Source organism: Pseudoalteromonas sp. KJ63-1 (genome assembly GCF_055808145.1).
Map to the genome: position 1 here is coordinate 1,254,414 of NZ_CM147855.1, position 16,644 is coordinate 1,271,057.

Consider the following 16,644-nt stretch of genomic DNA (forward strand, 5'->3'; position numbering starts at 1 on the left):
TTTTACCCTCTAAAAGCACAGCGTCTCTTAGCCCTCTTTGTGCATAATTTCTTTGCGCAACATAAAGCCCCGCCTACAATGAACCTCAATGTAAACCTTATCCGTAGGCGGGAGTTTACCTCGCGCATGTTTTAGGTGTCAGGAATAGCTGTAAACTTAGAGCATGCTCACGACAGGTTTCGAGCTACGGGGTTCGGTATTAGGCTCGAAGCCCGATCCCCGCAGCTCGTCGACCCCGTTTGCCAGTTACATAAATACCAGGCAATAAAAAACCGCGTTAAAATCAATTAACGCGGTTTTTTAGCTTTGAGCTAAACTTAGTGCTTATTCAGCATTAAGTGTTTTAGTCATTGCTGAGCTTGCACGACCAGCAGGTTTTACCGAGCCAGGGCGAAGGCCACTGTCAGGGATTAACTCACGTTTGTCATGTGCCATTGCAACTGATGTATGCTTGATTTCGCTATCAGCTACAGGTGTTGGCTGTGCCATTGGCGCACTTGCATGTCCTGCTGTAATCACTGTTTTAGCGTTTACATTAGCTGAGCTCGCTTGCGACACTGTCTCAGGCTGACTTTCAACTACAGGCGCTTCTTTAGCTTCTACAGGTGTTTCAGTAGCACTAACCGGTGCGGTTTCAGCTTCAACAGCAACTTCTTCAGTTTTAACTGGCTCTTCAGCTTTAACTGGTTCTTCAGTTTTAACTGGCTCTTCAGCTTTCACTGGTTCTTCAGTTTTAACTGGTTCTTCAGCTTTCACTGGCTCCTCAGCTTTTACTGGTTCTTCAGTTTGCACTGGCTCTTCAGTTTGCACTGGCTCTTCAGCTTTCACTGGTTCTTCAGTTTTAACTGGCTCTTCAGTTTGCACTGGTTCTTCAGCTTTCACTGGTTCTTCAGCTTTTACTGGTTCTTCAGCTTTTACTGGCTCTTCAGTTTTCGCTAATTCTTCTTCAACAATGTTTTGCTCAACTGCATCAGAGGCATCAACAGCTGTTTTATGTGCTTTTGCTTTTAGCTCTGCTTCATATTCAGCTGCAGCTTGATCAGCAACGGGTACAAACGCAGGCGCTTCATCAGAAGACTTTTCTTGAGCGTTTTCACCTTCAGGGCGACGACGACGCTGACCTGATGCACGAAGATGACGTGGTGAACGACGCGAACGAGTGCGTGTTTGCTCTTGTTCTTCGTCTTGTGTTACTGCGTTATCATTTGAATCAACAACAGCTTCTGCTTGTTCTTTAGCAGGTGTAGGTGCTTTTTCATCTGATACAGGCGTTTGCTTTTCAACAACAGGTGCTTGCTCTTTCACTTGTGGCTTTTCTTCTTTAACCACAGGTTGATCAACAGGTTGTTCTGTTGTTTGAACTTGCTCAGCACTTTCGTCTTGTACGCGAACTTTTTTACGTAAATTACGACGTTGACGACGTACCTTAGGCTTTTGCTCTTTTGGCTCAGCATTCTTATCAGATTTAGGCGCAGTATCCGCTTTTTGAGTTGCCTCTGCTTTTACTTGCGTTTTATCTTCTGTTTTATGCTCAGGACGTTTACGCGTATTTGAATTACGACGGCGCTTATTGCGGTTTTCATTCTTTTCTTGCGTATCACCTGCAGGTGCTGACTCATTTTTAGTTTCAGACTCTGTATTACGTTCGTTGCGTGGTTTATTACGTGGGTTATTATTGCGACGACGTTGGTTGTTACGACGACGATTATCATTGCCACGGTTGTTATTGGTACGCTCTTGAGATTTCTTTTCAGAAGACTCTTGTGTTGTTTGCTCATTTTCACTTGCAAATAACGACTTAATCCATTTGCCAAGTGCAGTAAATAGGCCAATTTCAGCTTTTGCTTCTACTACTGGCGCAGCTTTTGCTGCTGCTTGTGGAGCAGGGCTAGAAGGCATAACGACACCTTTAAGCTTCGGCTCTTCACGTACAGGTGCTGCTGGCGATTTAGACATTTCAAATGCTTCAGGCTCAGGCGCAACAACTTGCTCGTAGCTTACAGTTTCAAGCGTTTCATCTTTACGTAAGCGCATTACTTCGTAGTGTGGTGTTTCCATGTGTTGATTAGGAATAATCACTACGTCACATTTGTGATGCTTTTCAATGCGGTGAACGCTACGACGTTGCTCATTTAATAAATAAGCGGCAACGGCAACAGGCACTTGTGCGTTTACTTGTGCAGTGTTGTCTTTAATTGCTTCTTCTTCAATCAAGCGTAAAATTGATAGTGCAATTGACTCGTTTGAACGAATAGTACCTTGACCACTACAACGTGGACAAACACCTTGGCTTGCTTCACCTAGTGAAGGGCGTAAGCGCTGACGCGACATTTCAAGTAAACCAAAGCGCGAAATTTTGCCAATTTGTACACGGGCACGATCTGGGCGAGCAGCATCTTTTAAACGGTTTTCTACTTCACGTTGATGACGTGGAGGCGTCATATCAATAAAGTCGATAACAATTAAACCACCTAAGTCACGTAAACGAAGTTGACGTGCAATTTCATCCGCTGCTTCTAGGTTGGTGTTAAGTGCTGTTTCTTCAATATCACCGCCTTTTGTTGCTTTAGACGAGTTGATATCGATAGATGTAAGTGCTTCAGTAGGGTCAATAACAATTGAACCGCCTGATGGTAAACGCACTTCACGTTGGAACGCAGACTCAATTTGGCTTTCAATTTGGTAATGCGTAAATAATGGTGTGTCACCTTGATAAAGCTTAACGCGGCTCATAAAGTCAGGACGAAAACGCTCTATGTGCGCTTTAGCTTCTTCAAAAACACGTGGCTTATCAATTAAAATTTCACCAATGTCACGACGTAAATAATCGCGAATAGCGCGGAAAATAACGTTACTTTCTTGGTGAATTAAGAATGGCGCTTTAGCACTGTCTGCCGCTTGTTGAATGGCTTCCCAGTGGACTAATAATGCTTTTAAATCGTAATTTAGTTCTTCAAACGATTTACCAACACCCGCAGTACGTACAATTAAGCCCATACCTTTAGGTAGTTCTAAACGGCTTAGCGACTCTTTAAGTTCAGTACGCTCATCACCTTCGATTCGGCGAGAAATACCGCCAGCGCGAGGGTTGTTTGGCATAAGCACTAAGTAGCTGCCAGCAACGCTGATAAAAGTAGTTAATGCTGCACCTTTTTGGCCGCGCTCTTCTTTATCAACTTGTACTATTACTTCTTGACCTTCTTTGATCACGTCGCGAATATTCGGACGGCCATGGAAGGTGTAACCTTGTGGGAAGTAAGTACGAGCAATTTCTTTTAATGGAAGGAAACCATGACGATCAGCACCGTAGTCAACAAATGCTGCTTCTAAAGATGGTTCAATGCGTGTGATTTTGCCTTTATAAATATTGGCTTTTTTCTGTTCGTGACCTGGGCTTTCTATGTCTAAATCATATAGGCGCTGGCCGTCAACCAGTGCTACGCGCATTTCTTCTTGCTGCGTTGCATTGATTAGCATACGTTTCATAATGTTACTCTACTAGTTTATGTCGCTGACATGACGATGTTTTTCTCGCCTGTTCAGGTGTTCCTATTTTTAGAATGTGCAGCCTCACGACTGGGTCTTTAACGGAACGGCTCTGTATTTTGGTACGCAGTATTTTAAATGCCGGCAAACAATAGGGTGTTATCACACTATTAAATTCTAAAAGGATTCAAATGTGTCGGCTATTTAGCTCAATGCACATTTTATCCAGAAGTTGGCCTGTCATATCAATCTTGTTAAATGCATTCATATTAGGTGCGTAGGGCTCTTTAGGTTCAAACCATAGTTTCGATTTTAAAACTACCGTTATCTATTTTATGAGCAAAAATCGCTACCGATATTAATGAACGCTTATTTATTAGATTTTTTTAGTTCTAAATAAGCTGCTGTACGGTACTACTACAATATTTGAGCGAATTCTGAACGGCGTGTTTTTACGCCGTCACTATCAGACAAATTATCTGTTCATTGCTTTTACTATCACGTTAAAAATCAATTCATGTTCAAACTTAACCAGCAATATATTACGCGCATTGCCGTTAGTTGTGCGCACGTGTTAACTGGGTATGTATAAAAGCTTTGGAAAACTTAACTCGGATCTGTATGATCGGTTACCCAGAATGTGCATCACGAATGTTTTATTGTGTTAAAAAGCACCGTTGTTATTTGCAAATACTAAATATTTGCGCTGCTGATTATCCCACTATTATAACCGTGTTAGCAACTAAATTATTTTACTTAAATCAGTGATTAGGCAATGTCAGAAAAAACCGGCTTACAAGTAACTTTTGTCACTATCAACGAAGACCACTTAGGTCAGCGTATTGATAACTTTCTTATTACCCATTTAAAAGGGGTGCCTAAAAGCGCAGTTTACAAAATTCTTCGTAAAGGTGAGGTGCGTGTAAATAAAAAACGCATTAAGCCTGTTTATAAATTGCAGCTAGACGACGTTATTCGTATACCGCCAATTAGAGTGTCAGAGCGTGAAGAGTTTGTACCGTCAAAACTCGATAAAGTAACACGTCTCGAAGACGATATATTATTTGAAGATAAATACCTGATTGTTATTAATAAGCCCTCAGGCATGGCGGTGCATGGCGGTAGTGGCTTAAGCTACGGGCTTATTGAAGCATTACGTGTTTTACGCCCAGAAGAGCGCAGCCTTGAGCTTGTGCATCGGTTAGACCGCGATACTTCAGGTTGTTTACTTATTGCTAAGCGTCGCTCAGTGCTGACCGCTTTGCATGAGCAATTACGCGAAAAAACCATGGAAAAAAATTACTGGGCATTGGTAGAAGGCCAATGGGACTCGAAAACGAAAAATGTAACGGAAGGTTTGCGTAAAAATACCCTTAAATCGGGTGAGCGCGTAGTACGTGTTGATAACACGGAAGGTAAACCGTCGCATACCCGTTTTAAAGTGCTTGAGCGTTTTAACGATTGTTCATTAGTACAAGCATCCCCTGTAACCGGTCGTACTCACCAAATTCGTGTGCACACTCAGTGCCAAGGCCATGCCATTGCCTGTGATGACAAATACGGCGACCAAGGGTTTGACGAGTCAATGCGTAAACGTGGTTTAAACCGCTTATTTTTACACGCCCATGATTTAAGCTTCTACCATCCAAAAAACGAAACCACCATGCGAGTAGAAGCACCGCTTGATAAAGCACTATCAAGCTGTTTAGTTAAACTTAGAGCAGCAAAAGCGTGAATTTAACGCCGATTAAAAAATATAAGCTAGTAATTTTTGATTGGGACGGCACCATTATGGATTCAATTAGCAAAATCGTTAATTGCATTCGCAAAAGTGCCCAATCACTTAATATTGAGCCGCCAAGCGATACCGCCAGTAAAAATATTATTGGTTTATCGCTTGAAAACGCAATCGCAACTTTGTTTCCTGATCACAGTGAACATCACGAAGCGCTTATTGCAGGGTATAAACAGCAATATGCACTTGATACCACCCCAACACCGGTGTTTGATCACGTTGCACAGGTACTTACTGCGTTAAAAAGCCAAGGCGTAATATTGGCAGTTGCCACAGGTAAAAGCCGAGTAGGACTGGAACGTTTACTGGATAAAAGCCAACTGCGTCACTTTTTTAGTGCTACGCGTACCAGCGACGACGCTAAATCAAAGCCTGCTCCCGATATGCTTTATCAATTGCTTGAAGAGCTAGGGATAAGTGTTGATGAAGCGCTAATGATAGGCGACACCCAAATAGATATGGCAATGGCAAAAGCCGCAGGTGTGGATAGAATAGGGGTAACCATGGGCGTGCACAACGCTGCGCAATTAAACGAATTAACCCCGATTGCAACCGCTGACAACTATCAGCAGTTGCAAGATATATTACTCGGTTAATCAGTTAATTTGCGCTAGGCACTTGCGCTGCTAATACATCAATATCAAACTCAGCCAATAATTGGCTGAGTTTGATGAGTGGTAAACCAATTAAGCTGTTTGGATCATCACCACTGAGTCTTTCAAATAAACAAATACCCAAACCTTCACTTTTAAAACTTCCTGCACAGTTATAAGGTTGCTCTGCATCGCAATAAGCACCTATTTGCGCCTTTGTTAAGGTTTTAAAGGTCACATTGAATGGCTCAACAATAGTTTTGCTTTGTTTAGTATGAATATCGTACACACACAAGCCCGTTAAAAAAGTGACTGTTTGCCCGCTAAATAAGCTCAATTGCTTTATTGCGTTTTCTTTATTGTGCGGCTTACCTAATATTTGACCATCAAATACAGCAACTTGGTCGGAGCCAATCGCGAGGCCTTGGTCAAAATGATCGACGGCTGCAGCGGCTTTTAATTCGCTGAGGCGCTTAACAAGCATGGTTGGTGTTTCGTTTTTATGTGGCGTTTCGTCAACATCTGGCGAAAACGTTTCAAACGGCAGATTAAATTTTTGTAATAAAGACTGCCTAAATGGCGAGCTTGAGGCTAATATAAGGGAGTGCTTCATGGCATGTTTTCCTAACGTAAATCAGATTGAGTTAGGATAAATCAGATCCGTGAGTAAAACACGTGAAAAACAACGTAAAATTGGTTTTTTACTTTGACTAACTTACTAACTATCTATATGATGCAGCCCCTATGCAAAAGGTGAAAATTCCCATCACCCTTCATCCGGGCAAAGCAGCTCAGCATCGTTTAAAGTATGACGGCGTTGTACCGCTTGAGAAACTTCCTCGTTTACGAGGGGTTATCCAGGAAGAAGTAGGTGAAATAGCGGTAAAAATTCATTGCAAAAACGATGAGCAAGGTTTAGTTGTGATTAGTGGCAATTTGTCCACACACGTAACTGTCACTTGTCAACGTTGTAATGGTGATTTAGGGTTGGATTTGGATCAAGACTTTGTGTATTCGCCAGTCGGTTTGGATGCAGAGTCAGATGATCTTCCAGAAAGCTACGACGAAGTAGCACTTGATGAAAATGGTGAAATAGACGTATTTGAGTTAATCGAAGACGAACTTATTTTAGCAGTGCCATTAGTGCCTACCCACAACGAAGCTTCATGCAGTTATACAGCAGAGCCTGCCAGCTTTGGTGTTTTAAAGGCGGAAGATGATAAACCAAATCCATTTGATATTTTGAAACAACTTAAGAAAGATTCTTAGGAGAAGACTATGGCTGTACAAAAAAGCAAAAAGTCTCGTGCAAGACGCGGCATGCGCCGTTCACACGATGCGATCAGTGGTCCAACTTTAACTGTAGACCAAACATCTGGTGAGACTCATCGTCGTCACCATGTGACTGCAGATGGTTACTACAAAGGCGTTCAAGTAATTTCTAACTAAGAGATTGCTTATATGCTGACTAATCTAACCATAGCGTTAGATATGATGGGGGGCGATTATGGCCCCCGTTCATCTATCCCCGCAGCCGTTCGTGCGGTAAATGCTAATGCCAACTTAAAACTCATTTTATGTGGCAACGAGCAAGTAATAGCTAAACAACTAGAATCACTCGATTCACTTTCTCATCCCAGATTAATTATTCGCCATTGTAATGATGTTGTTACCAATGCCTGCGAACCCGCTGTTGCTGTACGCTCAAAAAAAGATTCTTCCATGCGAGTTGCCCTTGATTTAGTTAAATCGGGTGAAGCGCAAGCCTGTGTTAGTTCTGGTAATACAGGGGCGCTATTTTTTATGGCGCATTACGTATTAAAAATGCTTCCTGGGGTGAAACGTCCCGCTCTTATCTCTGCTGTACCTACTGAACGTAAAAATCCCGTTTACTTACTCGACTTAGGCGCTAATGTGCATTGTGATGCGCAAATGCTGTATCAGTTTGGCATTATGGGCTCTGTGGTTGCAGGCCAAGCACTTGGCTGCGATAACCCTAAAGTGAGTTTATTAAATATTGGTGCTGAAGATATAAAAGGCCATGAAGAAATTAAGCAAGCCGCACAATTAATGCAACAAAGCGAGCTGATTAATTATATTGGTTACAGTGAAGGCAGCGATATTTTTTCTGGCAAAGCCGATGTTATTGTCTGTGAAGGCTTTGTTGGTAATGTTGCACTTAAAACCTGTGAAGGCATTGCTAAACTTATCATGAAAAAGTTTACCCGTGCCCTCGAAAAGCACGTCGTTTACAAGTGTATGGCGTTTATGTTGGCGCCAATCATAAAAAAACTCTATAAAAGAGTGAACCCCGACCAGTATAACGGCGCTTCTCTGGTAGGATTGCGCGGTATTGTTGTTAAAAGCCATGGAAATGCCTCAGCTAAAGCATTTCATGCTGCAATCGACGAAGCAGTGAAAGAAGTAGAACGTCAGCTTCCAGATAAAATAGCTGCTATTTTCGAAAAAACACATTCTAAAGACACGGCGGTTGAATAACAGTTAACGTGCCGTGTTACACATTATTTATTTTGTTTAATTATAAGAGCAAATTATGGCACAAAAAATTGCACTTCTTTTTCCAGGTCAAGGCTCGCAAACTGTGGGTATGTTACAAGAGCTACTAGTGAGTTCTGACATAGTAAAAGCTACATTTGCAGAAGCTTCAACCGCACTTGGTTACGACCTAGCAGACCTTGTACTTAACGGTCCAGAAGAAAAACTAAATCAAACACACCGTACACAGCCTGCACTATTAACCGCAAGCGTTGCTATTTATCGTCATTGGTTAGCTGCAAATCCAGATGCTGACGTCGTTATGGCAGGTCACAGCCTGGGTGAGTACTCAGCTTTAGTATGTAGCGATGTGATCAGTTTAAGCGAAGCCGTAAAATTGGTTGAAAACCGCGGTTTATACATGCAAGAGGCCGTACCTGCTGGTGTAGGTTCTATGGCCGCAATCATTGGTTTAGGCGACGATGAAATTAAAGCGGCTTGTGCAGCAGCGGCACAAGGTGAGGTGGTTTCTCCAGTAAACTATAACTCGCCTGGTCAGGTTGTTATTGCCGGTCACAAAGATGCAGTTGATAGAGCCTCTGTTGCTTGTAAAGAAGCGGGAGCAAAACGTGCACTGCCATTATCGGTAAGCGTACCGTCGCATTGTGAACTAATGAAACCAGCTGCTGAGAAATTAGCCGCCGATTTAGCCGCTTTAACATTTAATACACCTAAGTGTGATGTAATCAATAATGTTGATGTAAAAGCAGAAGGTTCAGCTGATGCAATTAAAGAGGCATTAGTACGCCAGTTATATAGCCCAGTACGTTGGACTGAAACGGTACAAGCATTGGTTGCACAAGGTGTAACACAAAGTTATGAATTTGGTCCTGGTAAAGTACTAACTGGACTTGCAAAACGCATTGATAAAGCGATGGTGTGTGGCTCAGTTAACGACCTTGCATCAATCGATTCAGCTAAATAAGAGTATATAATATGAGTAATTTATTTTCTTTAGAGGGCAAAGTTGTCCTGATCACTGGCGCTAGCCGTGGTATTGGTAAAGCTATTGCAAACACATTAGTAGCACAAGGTGCAAAAGTAGCGGGCACGGCAACAAGCGAGTCGGGTGCGGCTAATATTAGTGAGTATTTAGGTGATAACGGTAAGGGTTATGCGTTAAACGTAACGGATCCTGCATCAATTGAGGCGACATTAGCGGCAATTAAAGCCGATTTAGGTGATATTGATGTATTAGTGAATAATGCCGGTATTACGCGCGATAATTTATTAATGCGCATGAAAGAAAATGAGTGGGACGATATTATCGATACCAACTTAAGCTCTATCTTCCGTTTATCTAAGGCTGTACTTCGCCCTATGATGAAGAAAAAGAACGGCCGTATCATCAATATTGGCTCTGTAGTGGGTACTATGGGTAATGCGGGTCAAGCTAACTATGCGGCCGCTAAGGCGGGTGTTATCGGCTTTTCTAAGTCACTAGCGCGTGAGGTAGCCTCTCGTGGAATTACTGTAAATGTGGTTGCACCTGGTTTTATTCAAACAGACATGACCGATGATTTGACAGATGAGCAAAAAGCAGCAACGCTTGCAAACGTACCTGCGGGTCGTTTAGGTCAGCCAGATGAGATTGCAGCTGCAGTATGTTATTTAGCATCTGACGCCGCTGCGTACGTATCAGGTGAAACTTTGCATGTAAATGGTGCGATGTATATGGTTTAAGTTCGCAATGCGAATTAAATAAACTATAAATTGCATGCGGGTTTACTAAAAAATATTGAATTTTTCGCAAACTTGCTTTAAACATACTTGAAATCGCTGTGAAAATAAGCGATAAAAGATAAAATAAACACTCAAGAGGTTTGACCAGCAAATTATTTATGGTCAAAAGATTGAATCAGAGAATTATCGGACGTAAACTACGCCGCAATCTGAAAATAACGCATTGGCGTTTTTAATAAAGGAAAGAAGAATGAGCGATATCCAAGAACGCGTAAAGAAAATTATCATCGAACAGCTAGGTGTTAAAGAAGAAGAAGTTAAAAACGAAGCTTCATTCGTTGATGACCTAGGTGCAGACTCTCTTGATACTGTTGAATTAGTAATGGCTCTTGAAGAAGAGTTCGACACTGAGATCCCAGATGAAGAAGCTGAAAAGATCACTACAGTACAATCTGCAATCGATTACGTTACAGCTCACGCTGAGTAATTAATCGCAAATTAAGGGCAGCATTCGCTGCCTTTAATCTTTATATCCAAACCACCTCAAAGTACATGATTCAATTCCAAACCCTCACTCATCATCAGCAATTAAATTGTTATTGCTTAGCGTTGGTTATTGGTTTGAGACTCGCACTTTGAGGTAGCTTGGGTATGATCATCCCCAATACTAATAACATAACTAGCAACAGCGTTAACGCTGAAATAAACTGAGCTAAGTTAATTGGTATAATAATAATTCCTTATTGGAGGCAAACCGTGGCTAAACGTCGTGTCGTCGTAACTGGCTTAGGAATGTTGACGCCGCTAGGCAATGATGTTCAATCAACCTGGCAAGGCTTATTAGATGCTAAAAGTGGTATTCAAAATATTACCCACTTTGATACATCAAAATTTGGTACTCACTTCGCTGGTTTAATCAATGATTTTGATGCATCGGCTTACATGTCACCAAAAGATGCTAAAAAAATGGATTTATTTATCCAGTATGGCATTGCAGCGGGTGTTCAAGCTTTTCAAGATTCTGGCCTCGAAGTCACTGAACAAAACGCAACACGCATAGGTGTAGCGGTGGGTTCAGGCATTGGTGGCTTAACCCTCATTGAAGAAAACCACATAAAATTATTAAACAGCGGCCCACGTAAGTTATCGCCGTTTTATGTACCGTCTACCATTATTAATATGATCTCGGGTCATTTATCTATAATGCACGGCTTACGTGGTCCTAATATTTCAATTGTAACGGCATGTACTACAGGCCTGCACAACATTGGCCATGCCGCTCGTATGATTGCCTACGGCGATGCCGATGCAATGGTTGCCGGTGGCGCAGAAAAAGCCTGTACACCAATTGGAATGGGTGGTTTTAATGCCGCACGTGCGCTTTCAACGCGTAATGACGATCCACAAGCAGCGTCTCGCCCGTGGGATAAAGACCGTGATGGTTTTGTACTTTCTGATGGTGCCGGTGTGGTGGTTGTTGAAGAATACGAACACGCGAAAGCACGTGGCGCTAAAATTTATGCAGAGCTTGTTGGTTTTGGCATGAGTGGTGATGCGTACCACATGACCTCACCACCAGAAGATGGCGCAGGTGCAGCTCTGGCTATGGAAAACGCATTAAATGATGCGCAAGTAAATGCAGAGCAAGTTGGCTACATAAACGCACATGGTACGTCTACTCATGCGGGCGACAAAGCAGAAACGTCAGCGGTTAAAACCATTTTTGGTGATTCAGCTAAAGATGTAATGGTAAGTTCATCAAAATCTATGATGGGTCACTTACTTGGAGCGGCAGGCTCTGTTGAGTCGATAGTGTCTATTTTATCGTTGACCGAGCAAAAAGTGACGCCAACGATTAACTTAGATAATCCAGACGAAGGCTGTGATTTAGATTACGTACCGCATACAGCACGTGATGCTAAACTTGATTACGCTTTGTGTAACTCATTTGGGTTTGGTGGTACTAATGGCTCGTTACTGTTTAAAAAGGTATAATCTTTTTTAACAACGAACGACAATAAGAACCCAGTTGTTTAACTGGGTTTTTTTATGTGTAAAAAAATATGCAAACAATAATAACAGCAAGTGAAACCAGTAATATAAGCACCCATGATAGAGGCTTAAATTATGGCGATGGCTTTTTTACCACCGCAATTATTACTGATGGACAGGTTGAGCATTGGGCCTATCACAAAGCACGCTTGATTGAATGTGCGCAGCGTTTAGGGTTTCCGGCGCTTGAGTTTACTGCTCTTGAGTCGCACATAACTCAGCAAGTAGCATCACATTCTCAAGCGGTCCTTAAAGTCGTGATAACACGAGGCGAGGGCGGGCGAGGCTATGCGCCACCAAGTGAATGTAATTTAAACATTATTGTGAGTGTTTTACCTTATCCAGATCATTACAACAGCTTAACAGATACAGGCATTAGTTTAGCTATTAGCCCGATTAAGCTGGCCGTTCAACCTCATTTAGCTGGACTTAAAACTTTAAATAGGCTTGAACAAGTACTGATCAAAAATGCCCTACAAACTCAGCACAGCGATGATGCGTTAGTGCTTGATTACAACAACAATGTAATTGAAACCTCAGTGGCTAATATTTTTGCAATAAAAAATAATAAAGTATTTAGCCCAAGGCTCGATGAATGCGGCATTAAAGGTGTTTTTCTGCAATCTTTATGTGATAAATTAACCGTTGAATTTAAAACTGTCAGCGTTGATGACCTAACCCAAGCAGACGCCATATTTGTATGTAACAGCTTAATGAAAATTGTGCCCGTAAAAAGTATAGGTGAGCACTGTTTTGATATTGCGTATAGTCAATCATTACTAAACGAGTTATTAGCCAAGGAGGCTTAGTGTTAAAAGTTATATTATCAGTATTACTACTGGCTTTTTTTAGCTCTGTGATTGGCTACCAGCAATTACAAGCAACCATTGAAACGCCATTAAAATTAGCTACTAATACTCAATTTAAAGTTGAAAAAGGCACCGGTTTTAATAAGTTATGTCGTCAATGGCAACAACAGCAGTGGCTTGAAGATTGCTGGCGGTTTCAAATATTAGCTAAACTCGACCCAACCTTGACCGATTTAAAAGTGGGTTTGTATGAGTTAAGCGCAGATAGCGTAATAAACAACATAAAAAAAATAAACCAAGGTGAGCAAATTAGTTTTAGCTTTACCATTATTGAAGGTCAGGCACTTAGAGATGTATTAAACACGGTAAAAATTGCTCCGCATTTACAAAACGATTTAAAACTCGAGCAGCTTGGCGAGCAAATAACCGGCAAGCAAACTCACCTTGAAGGGTGGTTGTTTCCCGATACCTACCATTATCATAGTAACGACAGCGCTAGTAGTTTATTAAAGCGTGCTGCGCAAAAAATGCAGCTAACATTGGCAGATGCATGGCAGCAACGAGCAAGTGATTTACCTTACAATACCGCCTATGAAGCTCTGATAATGGCCTCTATTATCGAAAAAGAAACTGCGCTTGCCAGTGAGCGCCCATTAATTGCTTCAGCGTTTATTAATCGCTTAAATACCAATATGCGCTTACAAACCGACCCTACCGTAATATATGGGCTAGGCGAAAGCTTTGATGGCGATATCAAACGTAAAGACCTAAGAAATTACACGCCGTATAATACCTATCGTATTAACGGATTACCGCCCACACCGATCGCCATGCCTTCCAAAGAAGCTATTTTAGCTGCGGTAAATCCGCCCAAAAGCGAGTATGTTTACTTTGTAGCCAAAGGTGATGGTAGTCATCAGTTTTCAACCACATTAAAACAACATAACGCGGCTGTTAACCGGTATATTTTAAATAAAAAGAATTAGTATTTATGAAACCAAAATTTATAGTTATAGAAGGCCTAGAAGGCGCGGGTAAATCAACCGCCATTGCTCTGTGCCAAGATTTTTTAAACCATCATCATGTTGATTTTATTAATGTGCGCGAACCCGGTGGTACACCGCTGGCTGAATCGTTACGTACTTTAGTAAAAGCAGAGCACCAAGAAGAAATAGCTTTTGAAACTGAGCTGCTAATTATGTATGCCGCGCGTTCACAACTAATGCATAATGTGATCAACCCGGCGCTTGAGCAAGGGCAGTGGGTATTAGCTGATCGTCACGATTTATCGTCACAGGCCTATCAAGGTGGCGGGCGAGGAATAAGTGCAAACACATTAGCATCGTTATCATCTATGGTTTTAAAAGGTTTAAAACCAGATTTAACCATTTACTTAGATATTGACCCTGTTATTGGCCTTGAACGTGCAAAAGGCCGTGGCGAACTAGATAGAATAGAGCAAGAAGCTATTGAGTTTTTTCAGCGCACCCGTATGCGTTATATTGAGCTTGCAAACGATGACGACAGCATAAAAACAGTTGATGCCAATCAAAGTATTGATAAAGTTCACCGTGATATTACCAATGTACTACGCACGTTTTTTTCAGGGTTAAAATAATATGGCATTGCCGTGGCTTAATGAGGTAGAGCAACGCTTAACTCAAAGCTATAAAGCACAGCGTTTTCATCATGCACAGTTGTTTTGCGGGCCTATTGGGGTTGGCAAATTTGAGCTAAGTGAACAACTAGCAAATAGTTTGTTATGCCAAAATACGCAAGCACAGTTAAGTAGCCCAAATAGTGTGTTAAGCCCGTGTGGGCAATGTAAAAGTTGTTCATTAAACTTAGCAGGTACACACCCAGACAAGCGCATTACCCAAGTGGAAGGGCAAAGCATAGGTGTTGATGATATTCGCGGCATAAGCGATTTTATGCATCAGTCTGCTGCGCAAAATGGCAATAAAGTAGCGATTATTCAAAACTGCGAAAAAATGACCACCGCAGCAGCTAATGCGTTATTAAAAACCTTAGAGGAGCCAAGTCATAGTCGGTTTTTAATTTTGACAACCAGCCAAGTGGCGCAATTACCTGCCACTATTTTAAGTCGCTGTGCTAAAACCGAGGTTAAAGTAACCAATAACCAATTAGCACAACAATGGTTGAGTAGTTTGGATGTGCCTAACTATCCGTGGTTGTCGTTATTTTATAGCCAACCATTGCAAGTGAAGCAGTGGCAACAGCAAAATCAGCTAGAAAATATTGATACGCTTTATAAATTTGCAACTGAGTTTAAACAAAGCCATAATTTCAATGCGTTAGTCGATATAATAAATAAACAGCCCGAGCTTGTTCGTATTTTTACTTTATTTTTAAGTGAGCAGCTCAAACAACAGCTTTTAAATGGCATGAGTTTTGACTCTTATCAAGTTGCTCAGCAAGCACTGAATGATTTTTTACAGAATAACATACAAATACTTGGGCTAAATTTACCGCTTGCGGTATCACGACTAGCGTATACATTACGTAACCAATAAAAAGGACTAGATATGCAAGAGCTATTAGTAGATATAGACGACCTTGACGAACTATATCGCTGTTACATGCCTTTTTTAAAAAAAGGTGGGTTATTTGTACGCACCAATATGCGTTATGAACCTGGGTATTCACTTGCCTTACGCGTTACCTTGCCTGACGCGCTAGAAGATGACGTGGTAACCGGAAAGGTTACGTGGATCACGCCACAAGGCGCTCAGAGCTCAAATCCACCAGGGATCGGTATTAGCTTTTTAGATGATAAAACCAATCTAAACGCGAAGATCGAAAAACTGCTGGGGACTATGTTAAACTCCGGCAATCCAACTTATACCATGTAGTAAAAACAGGCCTTATTTTGATTGTAGATTCTCATTGCCATTTAGACCGTCTTGATTTTGATAAACTCGATTTAAACCTAGACCAAGTACTTGATAACGCCCGCGCTAAAAAAGTAGAGCACTTTTTATGTGTCAGCGTCACACTTGATCAGTTTCCCAATATGCTAGAGCAAATTAAGCATTACGATGACGTGTCTGCGTCATGTGGCGTGCATCCGCTCGATCAAAAAGACGCACTCAACAAACAGCAATTAATTGACTTAGCTTCACACGACAAAGTAGTGGCCATAGGTGAAACTGGGCTTGATTATTACTACGCAAAAGACACCCATGCAGTGCAACAAGCAAGTTTTGTTGGCCATATTGAGGTAGCTAATGAATTACAAAAGCCACTTATTATTCATACCCGTGATGCCCGTGCCGATACCATTAATTTAATGCGTGAGCACAAAGCAGAAAATTGCGGTGGGGTACTTCACTGTTTCACCGAAGATTGGGATATGGCCAAAAAAGCCATTGATATGGGCTTTTATATCTCTATTTCAGGCATTGTGACCTTTAAAAATGCGGTAGAGCTTAAAGAGGTAGTAAAGCAAATTCCTCTCGATCGACTGCTTATTGAAACCGACTCGCCTTATTTAGCACCAGTCCCATATCGTGGTAAAACTAATCAGCCAGCGTATGTTGAAGACGTGGCTTATTACATTAGTGAACTCAAAGGCATTAGCTTTAACGAGTTGGCAAAAGCCACTACTGATAACTTTTACTCTTTATTTAAATTAGCAGCTAAAGGCTAA

The 16,644-nt window shown here is 41.6% G+C and carries 17 protein-coding genes; 15 read left to right on the forward strand and 2 right to left on the reverse strand.

Going from position 1 to position 16,644, the window contains the following annotated elements; all coding sequences use genetic code 11:
- Nucleotides 1–324: 324 nt before the first annotated feature.
- Nucleotides 325–3,486, reverse strand: a complete 3,162-nt coding sequence (rne, locus tag AC0L7Q_RS05880; protein ID WP_413401727.1) for a ribonuclease E — start codon at nt 3,484–3,486, stop codon at nt 325–327.
- 775 nt (nt 3,487–4,261) lie between these two features.
- On the opposite strand from rne, the gene rluC reads away from it, so the two are divergent.
- Nucleotides 4,262–5,221, forward strand: coding sequence for a 23S rRNA pseudouridine(955/2504/2580) synthase RluC (gene rluC / locus AC0L7Q_RS05885; protein WP_010389627.1), 960 nt, complete (start codon nt 4,262–4,264; stop codon nt 5,219–5,221).
- The gene (locus tag AC0L7Q_RS05890; protein ID WP_418157341.1) at nt 5,218–5,877 is read left to right on the forward strand and encodes an HAD-IA family hydrolase; all 660 of its coding nucleotides are present in this window, start codon (nt 5,218–5,220) and stop codon (nt 5,875–5,877) included. Before rluC ends, AC0L7Q_RS05890 begins: the two co-directional genes overlap by 4 nt.
- Nucleotides 5,878–5,881: 4 nt before the next feature.
- Here AC0L7Q_RS05890 and AC0L7Q_RS05895 read toward each other — a convergent pair whose 3' ends face one another.
- A complete protein-coding gene (locus AC0L7Q_RS05895; protein ID WP_413401731.1) occupies nt 5,882–6,487 on the reverse strand; it encodes a Maf family protein in 606 nt (201 codons plus the stop codon).
- A 131-nt stretch (nt 6,488–6,618) separates the two neighbouring features.
- Between AC0L7Q_RS05895 and yceD the strand changes: the two genes are divergently transcribed.
- From yceD to AC0L7Q_RS05960, 13 genes are all read left to right on the forward strand, one after another.
- Nucleotides 6,619–7,143: a 23S rRNA accumulation protein YceD gene (gene yceD, locus AC0L7Q_RS05900; RefSeq protein WP_008109862.1), complete on the forward strand. Its 525-nt coding sequence runs from the start codon at nt 6,619–6,621 to the stop codon at nt 7,141–7,143.
- A 9-nt stretch (nt 7,144–7,152) separates the two neighbouring features.
- Nucleotides 7,153–7,323, forward strand: a complete 171-nt coding sequence (gene rpmF / locus AC0L7Q_RS05905) for a 50S ribosomal protein L32 (protein WP_008109865.1) — start codon at nt 7,153–7,155, stop codon at nt 7,321–7,323.
- A 12-nt stretch (nt 7,324–7,335) separates the two neighbouring features.
- Entirely contained in the window at nt 7,336–8,373 is a 1,038-nt protein-coding gene (gene plsX, locus AC0L7Q_RS05910; protein WP_008467405.1) for a phosphate acyltransferase PlsX, read from the forward strand.
- A gap of 55 nt (nt 8,374–8,428) precedes the next feature.
- Nucleotides 8,429–9,355, forward strand: coding sequence for an ACP S-malonyltransferase (gene fabD, locus AC0L7Q_RS05915; protein WP_413401735.1), 927 nt, complete (start codon nt 8,429–8,431; stop codon nt 9,353–9,355).
- An 11-nt stretch (nt 9,356–9,366) separates the two neighbouring features.
- Complete coding sequence (gene fabG / locus AC0L7Q_RS05920) at nt 9,367–10,113, forward strand: 3-oxoacyl-ACP reductase FabG (protein ID WP_131690862.1); 747 nt, start codon at nt 9,367–9,369, stop codon at nt 10,111–10,113.
- Nucleotides 10,114–10,363: 250 nt separating this feature from the next.
- Nucleotides 10,364–10,600: an acyl carrier protein gene (gene acpP, locus AC0L7Q_RS05925; RefSeq protein WP_008109873.1), complete on the forward strand. Its 237-nt coding sequence runs from the start codon at nt 10,364–10,366 to the stop codon at nt 10,598–10,600.
- Between the two features lie 269 nt (nt 10,601–10,869).
- On the forward strand, nt 10,870–12,108 hold the full coding sequence (gene fabF / locus AC0L7Q_RS05930; RefSeq protein ID WP_138562960.1) for a beta-ketoacyl-ACP synthase II: 1,239 nt from the start codon (nt 10,870–10,872) through the stop codon (nt 12,106–12,108).
- 68 nt (nt 12,109–12,176) lie between these two features.
- Entirely contained in the window at nt 12,177–12,974 is a 798-nt protein-coding gene (gene pabC, locus AC0L7Q_RS05935) for an aminodeoxychorismate lyase (RefSeq protein WP_413401738.1), read from the forward strand.
- Entirely contained in the window at nt 12,974–13,960 is a 987-nt protein-coding gene (gene mltG, locus AC0L7Q_RS05940) for an endolytic transglycosylase MltG (protein ID WP_413401740.1), read from the forward strand. The genes pabC and mltG overlap by 1 nt, the downstream gene beginning before the upstream one ends.
- A gap of 5 nt (nt 13,961–13,965) precedes the next feature.
- Entirely contained in the window at nt 13,966–14,592 is a 627-nt protein-coding gene (gene tmk / locus AC0L7Q_RS05945) for a dTMP kinase (RefSeq protein WP_010389641.1), read from the forward strand.
- Between the two features lies 1 nt (nt 14,593).
- Nucleotides 14,594–15,508 carry a DNA polymerase III subunit gene (locus tag AC0L7Q_RS05950; protein ID WP_413401742.1) on the forward strand — a complete coding sequence of 305 codons (915 nt, stop codon included), beginning with the start codon at nt 14,594–14,596 and terminating at the stop codon, nt 15,506–15,508.
- Between the two features lie 12 nt (nt 15,509–15,520).
- Nucleotides 15,521–15,847, forward strand: coding sequence for a PilZ domain-containing protein (locus AC0L7Q_RS05955; RefSeq protein WP_008109887.1), 327 nt, complete (start codon nt 15,521–15,523; stop codon nt 15,845–15,847).
- A gap of 17 nt (nt 15,848–15,864) precedes the next feature.
- Nucleotides 15,865–16,644, forward strand: a complete 780-nt coding sequence (locus tag AC0L7Q_RS05960; protein WP_054200711.1) for a TatD family hydrolase — start codon at nt 15,865–15,867, stop codon at nt 16,642–16,644.

Bases quoted from the DNA above. Each gene is read 5' to 3' on its own strand.
- AC0L7Q_RS05950 (WP_413401742.1), top strand. From the start codon at position 14,594: ATGGCATTGCCGTGGCTTAATGAGGTAGAGCAACGCTTAACTCAAAGC.
- fabG (WP_131690862.1), top strand. From the start codon at position 9,367: ATGAGTAATTTATTTTCTTTAGAGGGCAAAGTTGTCCTGATCACTGGC.
- rpmF (WP_008109865.1), top strand. From the start codon at position 7,153: ATGGCTGTACAAAAAAGCAAAAAGTCTCGTGCAAGACGCGGCATGCGC.
- rluC (WP_010389627.1), top strand. From the start codon at position 4,262: ATGTCAGAAAAAACCGGCTTACAAGTAACTTTTGTCACTATCAACGAA.
- yceD (WP_008109862.1), top strand. From the start codon at position 6,619: ATGCAAAAGGTGAAAATTCCCATCACCCTTCATCCGGGCAAAGCAGCT.
- plsX (WP_008467405.1), top strand. From the start codon at position 7,336: ATGCTGACTAATCTAACCATAGCGTTAGATATGATGGGGGGCGATTAT.
- AC0L7Q_RS05955 (WP_008109887.1), top strand. From the start codon at position 15,521: ATGCAAGAGCTATTAGTAGATATAGACGACCTTGACGAACTATATCGC.
- rne (WP_413401727.1), bottom strand. From the start codon at position 3,486: ATGAAACGTATGCTAATCAATGCAACGCAGCAAGAAGAAATGCGCGTA.
- tmk (WP_010389641.1), top strand. From the start codon at position 13,966: ATGAAACCAAAATTTATAGTTATAGAAGGCCTAGAAGGCGCGGGTAAA.
- fabD (WP_413401735.1), top strand. From the start codon at position 8,429: ATGGCACAAAAAATTGCACTTCTTTTTCCAGGTCAAGGCTCGCAAACT.
- acpP (WP_008109873.1), top strand. From the start codon at position 10,364: ATGAGCGATATCCAAGAACGCGTAAAGAAAATTATCATCGAACAGCTA.
- AC0L7Q_RS05895 (WP_413401731.1), bottom strand. From the start codon at position 6,487: ATGAAGCACTCCCTTATATTAGCCTCAAGCTCGCCATTTAGGCAGTCT.
- pabC (WP_413401738.1), top strand. From the start codon at position 12,177: ATGCAAACAATAATAACAGCAAGTGAAACCAGTAATATAAGCACCCAT.